The organism is Vreelandella glaciei, assembly GCF_013415125.1.
In the GTDB taxonomy this organism is placed as follows: domain Bacteria; phylum Pseudomonadota; class Gammaproteobacteria; order Pseudomonadales; family Halomonadaceae; genus Vreelandella; species Vreelandella glaciei.
Map to the genome: position 1 here is coordinate 1 of NZ_JACCDE010000065.1, position 6,427 is coordinate 6,427.

General features: G+C 48.9%; 7 protein-coding genes and 1 pseudogene. 6 read left to right on the forward strand and 2 right to left on the reverse strand.

Annotation, left to right across the window (positions count from 1 at the left end):
* Positions 1–66: 66 nt before the first annotated feature.
* From HZS80_RS22990 to HZS80_RS23010, 6 genes and pseudogenes are all read left to right on the forward strand, one after another.
* Positions 67–354 carry a helix-turn-helix domain-containing protein gene (locus HZS80_RS22990; protein WP_281662429.1) on the forward strand — a complete coding sequence of 96 codons (288 nt, stop codon included), beginning with the start codon at positions 67–69 and terminating at the stop codon, positions 352–354.
* A gap of 99 nt (positions 355–453) precedes the next feature.
* Positions 454–768: a PAS domain-containing protein gene (locus tag HZS80_RS23765; protein WP_246362508.1), complete on the forward strand. Its 315-nt coding sequence runs from the start codon at positions 454–456 to the stop codon at positions 766–768.
* A 36-nt stretch (positions 769–804) separates the two neighbouring features.
* A pseudogene (locus HZS80_RS23770) lies at positions 805–1,317 on the forward strand (diguanylate cyclase domain-containing protein).
* Between the two features lie 124 nt (positions 1,318–1,441).
* On the forward strand, positions 1,442–1,918 hold the full coding sequence (locus HZS80_RS23000; RefSeq protein WP_179917438.1) for a LabA-like NYN domain-containing protein: 477 nt from the start codon (positions 1,442–1,444) through the stop codon (positions 1,916–1,918).
* A 339-nt stretch (positions 1,919–2,257) separates the two neighbouring features.
* A complete protein-coding gene (locus tag HZS80_RS23005; RefSeq protein ID WP_179917435.1) occupies positions 2,258–3,565 on the forward strand; it encodes an ATP-grasp domain-containing protein in 1,308 nt (435 codons plus the stop codon).
* 161 nt (positions 3,566–3,726) lie between these two features.
* A complete protein-coding gene (locus tag HZS80_RS23010; protein WP_179917436.1) occupies positions 3,727–4,530 on the forward strand; it encodes a M48 family metallopeptidase in 804 nt (267 codons plus the stop codon).
* Positions 4,531–4,621: 91 nt separating this feature from the next.
* On the opposite strand, the gene HZS80_RS23015 is transcribed toward HZS80_RS23010, so the two are convergent.
* Both HZS80_RS23015 and HZS80_RS23020 read right to left on the reverse strand, forming a co-directional pair.
* The gene (locus tag HZS80_RS23015; protein WP_246362510.1) at positions 4,622–5,431 is read right to left on the reverse strand and encodes a PRC-barrel domain-containing protein; all 810 of its coding nucleotides are present in this window, start codon (positions 5,429–5,431) and stop codon (positions 4,622–4,624) included.
* Between the two features lie 227 nt (positions 5,432–5,658).
* Positions 5,659–6,330, reverse strand: a complete 672-nt coding sequence (locus HZS80_RS23020) for a PRC-barrel domain-containing protein (RefSeq protein ID WP_422822387.1) — start codon at positions 6,328–6,330, stop codon at positions 5,659–5,661.
* Positions 6,331–6,427 lie beyond the last annotated feature (97 nt).

Here is a 6,427-nt window from a genome sequence, read left to right on the forward strand (position 1 = left end):
AACCCATAGGAAACGTTCCACCAGCAGAACGAGAAAGGACGTATTATCGTCAATTGGAGGAGTCGGGTGAAGCTGCCTGACTCAAACAAACCGGTCTCCGGAATAACCGGGGCGGTTCAGTGCATTACATCACGTACCCTAAGAAGAAAACTGGTTGCGGACTCGACCAGCTATAGCGCAATACTGGATGATGCTCGCTGTACGTTAGCAATCGAGTACCTTCTGGCAACAAGGATGAACACCGACGATATAGCGAAAAGGCTAGGCTTTAGCGACAGCGCGCATTTTCGAAGAGCATTCAGGCGCTGGACGGGAAAGTTGCCTTCTCATATCAGGAAAGAATCAAAAACTTAACCTGCAGTATTACCCTCTTTCTTAAGTTACAAGATTTCATATCGCCCCCGTTCACGTTTGTTTTATAGTCGAGCAATGCTAACAGGATACTCCTAGCCTATGGCCGTTGACCTACAAGCGCTCTACACCAAGCTGATTCATCTGATGTTGGACACCATTTTCGTAGTCGATGAGCACAACCAGATCGTTTTTATAAGCGATGCCTGTGAGTCACTGCTCGGCTACCGGGCCGACGAAATGATAGGCACTTTGATTACCCATTACATGCCCCCTGACGACCTAGCCTCCACTCAGAACTCCATTCACAGGGTAATGAACGGCCAACCCCACATTGATTATCGTAATCGCTACCTCCATAAAGAGGGCGGTATCGTCCACATATTATGGTCTGCTCGCTGGTACGAAGAGGAGTGAGTGCGCATTGGTGTTGCACGAGATATAACAGCACTCATGCAGACCGAGGAAGAGTTACGTTTCCTTGCCCATCATGACCCACTGACAAAGCTGACCAACCGATCACTGTTCTACAATCGATTAGCCCTTGGCCTGAGTTCCGCTCATCGCCATCAGACCTTTTTGGCATTACTGTACTTGGATGTTAATGATTTCAAAGTGATTAATGATACCCAAGGGCACGTGGTAGGTGATTGAGTACTCTGCACGGTGGCTCGACGGCTGGAAAACTGCGTGAGAGAAACCGACACGGTGGCCCGAATGGGTGGCGATGAGTTCACAGTTATGCTCACGGATATTCGATCAAAAGAGGCTATTACAGCGAAGGTAGAGCACATTCAAAGGATTATGAGTGAGCCACTGGGCGCTGAGTTCGGTGAGCTAACAATGCCCTCCTGCAGTATCGGCGTGGCCTGCTACCCAATGGATGGGGAAGATGCCAATACCCTGCTAAGCCATGCGGATAGCCATATGTATCGGATTGAGAGAGATCGCTCAATAGTGGTATAAAAGTCTGCAAGCTAAGAAGCCACTCATTAACGTGACGGTCATCGAATGTTGACTTTTGAAATTAAAAAAAGATTATAGTCAATTAAAAAATCATTCAAAAATCAACAAGAGACAATCAAATATGATGGAAAAAGTAGCGATATTTATCGATATTCAAAATGTCTATTACACTTCGCGCGAAGCCTATGGCCGAAACTTTGACTACAATAAGTTTTGGAAAAAAGCCACTGATCATAGAGAAGTCGTTCAAGCTTTTTGCTACGCCATCGATAGGGGTGACAAAAAGCAAAGAGAATTTCAAAACATACTCAGAGCTATTGGGTTTAAAGTAAAGTTGAAACCTTTTATTCAACGCTCAGATGGTTCTGCGAAGGGTGATTGGGATGTAGGTATTGCGCTAGATGCCATGGAGTATGCTGAGCAGGCGGACGTTATTGTGCTCGTATCCGGCGATGGAGACTTTGATCTTTTAGTCAAAAAAATACGCGTTAAGTACGGTAAAAAAGTTGAAGTGTATGGCGTTCCTCAGCTTACCGCAGCGTCTTTAATTAATGAAGCCAATGAGTTTATCGCAATAGATAAGTCGCTTTTGCTAGATTAACTAGACATTAATACTTAACAGCCTATTTAATAATGACCTAGCTACCACTCTTTCATGCTGTTGCTGTATTAGCATTTACTGATTTTACTTATGTGCGTTTGAATAAATCATCAACTCCCAAGCAGGAGAAAAAGTTCTACAGTTATTCAACAATAACTCTACAGTTTAATTGCCATTTGTAACAATATCGACTAGGTTAGTTACAACGGGTGCGCTAATAACTTTTCTAATACTGGCTGACTCAATCGCTCCTGAACACTTCTGACTGTGGCTCAGCTCACTTGGTGCGCTCCAATCTCAGCACAGTCAGTTTGGGTCAACCAGCAAGGAGGACATCGAATGTCGATTACATCAGAAAAGCAATTACCCGAAGCAGTAGCGTCTTGGCGTGATCCAGAAATGGACTCGGTCAAAGGCACAGAGACTCCCAAAGACCCCAATAAAGGCTATATCGCCTTACTTGGCTGGAGTATCAACGCGATCAAGGCTGCGCAGAAATTCGACCGTCGATATATCGTTGTTGCTCCTGAATGGGCAGCGGATTTCTGTACCGCGAACAACATCCCTTTTCTTCCGTGGGACTTTATCCGGTTAAACGACCGCTCCATGGAAATCGCCGAAAGGCTAAAAGAGGAAGGCGTCGATATCGCCATCCCACTGTTTGAAGAAACCGTTGAATGGTCCGGTGCGATCAACTCGGTTCTTCTCGATAGTCCTCGTATGTTCGGCCAGTCCATTTTGTTCCGTGACAAGGCGTTAATGAAGCGTCGTGCCCAGCTTGGCGGTATTCGCGTCGGTATTTTCGAAGAGGCGCATGAGAAAGAAGACATCGTTCGCTTCATGAAGCGCGTCAACCAAACGCTGCTTAAACTCGATGGCGACCCGGATGACCCGATTCACGTCAAAGCATTCGACAAAGCCGGTTGCCTCGGTCACCGAATGATTCGCAAAATCGAAGAGATCGACAACATTCCGGACGAAGAATATCCCCTGCTAATGGAAAGCCATCTGGATGGCTGGGAGTTCGCCGTTGAGGCCTGGATACACGATGGCAAAATCCAGTTCCTGAATATTTCAGAATACGTGACGCTTGGCTATTCGGTATTCGTACCCGCGACGGCGGAACTCGAGAGCTGGCGCACCGCGATCACTAAACAGATCGAGCTGCTGATCAAAACGTTCGATATTCAGTTTGGCTTGATTCACCCCGAGTACTTCGTCACAGCTGATGGCGAGATGTACTTTGGCGAGGTTGCCTACCGCCCACCCGGCTTCAAAGCCTTCGAGCTGATCGAAAAAGCCTACGGATTCAACGCCTATCAAGCATCGATGCTAGTGTTCGATCCGAAAAGCACAAAAGAGGAAGTCGCAGCGTTCTTCCCCCGCGAAGTGGTCGATGCGAAAGGCTACGCCGGTTGCTTCGGTGTGTACCCACGCCGCCGGGTGGTCAGCAAGCTGGAAATGCCCAAAGAAACGATTGAGCATCCCTATTTCGAGTCCCACGAACTGGTCGCGCCAGCAGAAGAAACCGTTCCTGACCGCTCAGCCTTCGGGACACACTGGGGCCTGCTCTTCTTCTTTGGAGACGACCCCATCAAAATGCGCGATCTATTGAAAGCGCAGGAAGATCTGGATTTCTACGTCTAAAAAGCTTCAAAACAACAGGTTTCATTATGGGCGCCCTATCTGCAATAGTTGCTGATAGGGCGCCCTTTTTTTACCCGCGCTAGCTCTTTCAGCATTGAGGTTTGGTTCTCCCCTTGGCTAAGGCCAAGGTATACTCGCTTGATTTATTGATGAGAGATGCGATGCGCCCACGACGCCTGTTGCGACTATTATTACTGCTCCCTCTGGTACTGCTAACCGGCTGCGATGAAACGCCGACTGGTCGCTCCCAACTGACATTGGTACCTGAAAATTTAATGACACAGATGGGCGAGGATACCTTCGACCAACTACGCCGTGACCAGCCGGTGTCACGTGATGCAGCCGCTAATCGCCAGGTAGCGTGTGTGGCCCAGGAAATAATAGCCGCCACCGAGGCCATCTATCCGGCTGACGAGTTACCGGAGGTCTGGGAGGTTGTCGTCTTTGAAGATGATTCTCCCAACGCCTTCGCCCTACCAGGCGGACGCATCGGCGTGCATACCGGCCTACTCCAAGTCGCCGAGACGCCAGACCAACTGGCGGCGGTGATCGGCCATGAAGTTGGTCATGTGCTGGCTGACCATGGCAATGAACGCCTTACTCAGCAGCTTGGCATTAAGGCCGGGATGCTAGTGGTAGGATTGTTAGGCGAGGGAGACATGGGACAGCAGCAGTTAATGCAGGCATTGGGCCTCGGCGCCCAGCTCGGCATCACCCTGCCGTTCAGCCGCGCCCACGAGGAAGAAGCCGATCTGATGGGCCTGGCGATCATGGCGCAAGCAGGGTTCAACCCGCAAGAAAGCGTGGCACTGTGGCGCAACATGGCAGCGGCTGGTAGCGGTCAGCCTCCTGAATTTCTCTCTACGCATCCCGCCCATGGGTCGCGCATTACGGCATTACAACAGGCAATGGAAGAAGCCATGGCGACCTATCGCGCTACTACCCCGGCGGATTGTAATGGGTGAAAGAGGTGCTAATGGCTATCACAGAGTGCCCGGTAGCGCTTCATAGAGACGATTGATAAGGACAACACTAATAAGCACAGCACCATGCGTTTTAATCCAATACGCTCTCGTAGTTGTCATAGTCAAAAACAGGAAGCTCTTTAACCTCATCACTAGCGTAAGGAAGCTGATAGTGAGAACTGCCAGACCGCCAGCCTTCAGGATAACCGTAAAAGGGGAATGCGCGGGGGCCTGAGCCAGGCTCCTCCCTCAATGGTTTAACAATAATAGCCTGCATAATGCCATTATTTGTAAATAGGGCGTCTGTAATATAACCATAGCCCTTTTCGCTTTCTATGCTGGCGTAATCATCAATGATGTCAGATATTTTCCATGTCTGTGGTCCCGTCGCAACGTCCTCTTCCACAGTGCTCACTCGCTCCATTTCTTGTTTATAAATATAGGCTTCATCAATCGTAACATTCGTAAAAAGGTCATACTCCTCGACGTTCTCCTGCCGTACAGGGACTTTGATCCCCGCTTCATACAGTTCGACTTCATCCCAGGGGATGGCAACATGCCTGTCTCCGCTATCCCACATCCCGCCTACTTCGGCGATCACTGTGACAATTTGGTTCTGCTGGTCTAACACGATGTTTACTATTTCTCCTATTTCATCTTCTTGGGGGGAGAACACCGTTGCCTCTAACAATGCTTCTGCCCGAAACCCGCTCTGTTCGTAAATAGCACTGTAATCCCATTCATTGAGCGGCCTAGTGGCTTGAACATGCTGTGTCTGGCTTAGATTATTTGGGTCGGTTTGCTGTTGAGAGAGTGAACTATCAATGTCTGCATAGACATGCATCGGCAGAAGGGAAGCCATCGTGAGTAGCATTAAGCGAGATAAATTAGCTGTTTTCATCGACAGTCACCTGTTTCTTGAATAACGTTTTTAATATCTGTGCTCTGACCGTTTCTCAGCAAATCCATTATCAAATAACGCAACGCTGCGAAAATAAAGGATCGATAAGCTTATGCGCTTTACATACCACGCACAGGCCGGTTCCTTAACGGCGCCTCGGTAGCTACCAACGCACTCGTTAAGAAACCGGCATTTCTATTCGCGAGAATGAATTAAGCCATTAACGATTAATCATCTAATAAGCCTTCATATTGATCGAAATCGAAAGACTCCATGTCACCTACTTCATCTTCATTATACTGCGTATAATAAGCTGTCTGGCCTGGGTTCCAGCCATAGCCATACCCATAAAAAGGATATGCGTAGGTGCCAGCACCAAAATCAGCGCCTGTCTCTACGATGACCGCTTGCACTTCGCCTTGACGCGAGAAGAGAATGTTGTCGATATAGCCGTAGCCAATGCCATCCCCTACCGTTGCATAGTCGTCAAGCAAGTCAGTCAGCTTCCAGACACCCGTTCCAGCTTCAACATCATCCTCAACTTGCTGGGTTCGGCTAAGGTCTTGCTGCGAAATATACTCTTCAGCGTCAAACAGCCCATAATCATCGGCGTTGTCCTCAGTGACAGGTACCCTTACGCCGTCGTCATGCAGCTCAACCTCTTCCCAAGGCACTAGCACGTGGGTATCACCAATGTCCCACAAACCACCTACCTGGGCGATGATGGCAGCAATCTTATTGTCCTGGGTCACTAGCACGTTTTCGACACTGCCGATCTCATCCTCATTTTCACCAAAGACCTCAGCATCTAAAAGGTTGTCGGCTTTAATACCGCCTGTTTGATAAATCTCTTCATAGTTCCAATCCCCAAGGGGGGCGGTCTCAAGTTCCAAGCGCAACGCTATTGAAGGGTGCTCGGGCCAGCGACCGATTTCTTGAGCACCTCGGCGTAAACTTCCAGCGGCGTGCGCCAGTCCAGTGTCTTGCGCGGCCGCG

What these genes read in the sequence shown, in the direction of transcription:
- HZS80_RS23010 (WP_179917436.1), top strand. Translation starts at nt 3,727, where the DNA reads ATGCGCCCACGACGCCTGTTGCGACTATTATTACTGCTCCCTCTGGTA.
- HZS80_RS23015 (WP_246362510.1), bottom strand. Translation starts at nt 5,431, where the DNA reads ATGAAAACAGCTAATTTATCTCGCTTAATGCTACTCACGATGGCTTCC.
- HZS80_RS23005 (WP_179917435.1), top strand. Translation starts at nt 2,258, where the DNA reads ATGTCGATTACATCAGAAAAGCAATTACCCGAAGCAGTAGCGTCTTGG.
- HZS80_RS23000 (WP_179917438.1), top strand. Translation starts at nt 1,442, where the DNA reads ATGGAAAAAGTAGCGATATTTATCGATATTCAAAATGTCTATTACACT.
- HZS80_RS23765 (WP_246362508.1), top strand. Translation starts at nt 454, where the DNA reads ATGGCCGTTGACCTACAAGCGCTCTACACCAAGCTGATTCATCTGATG.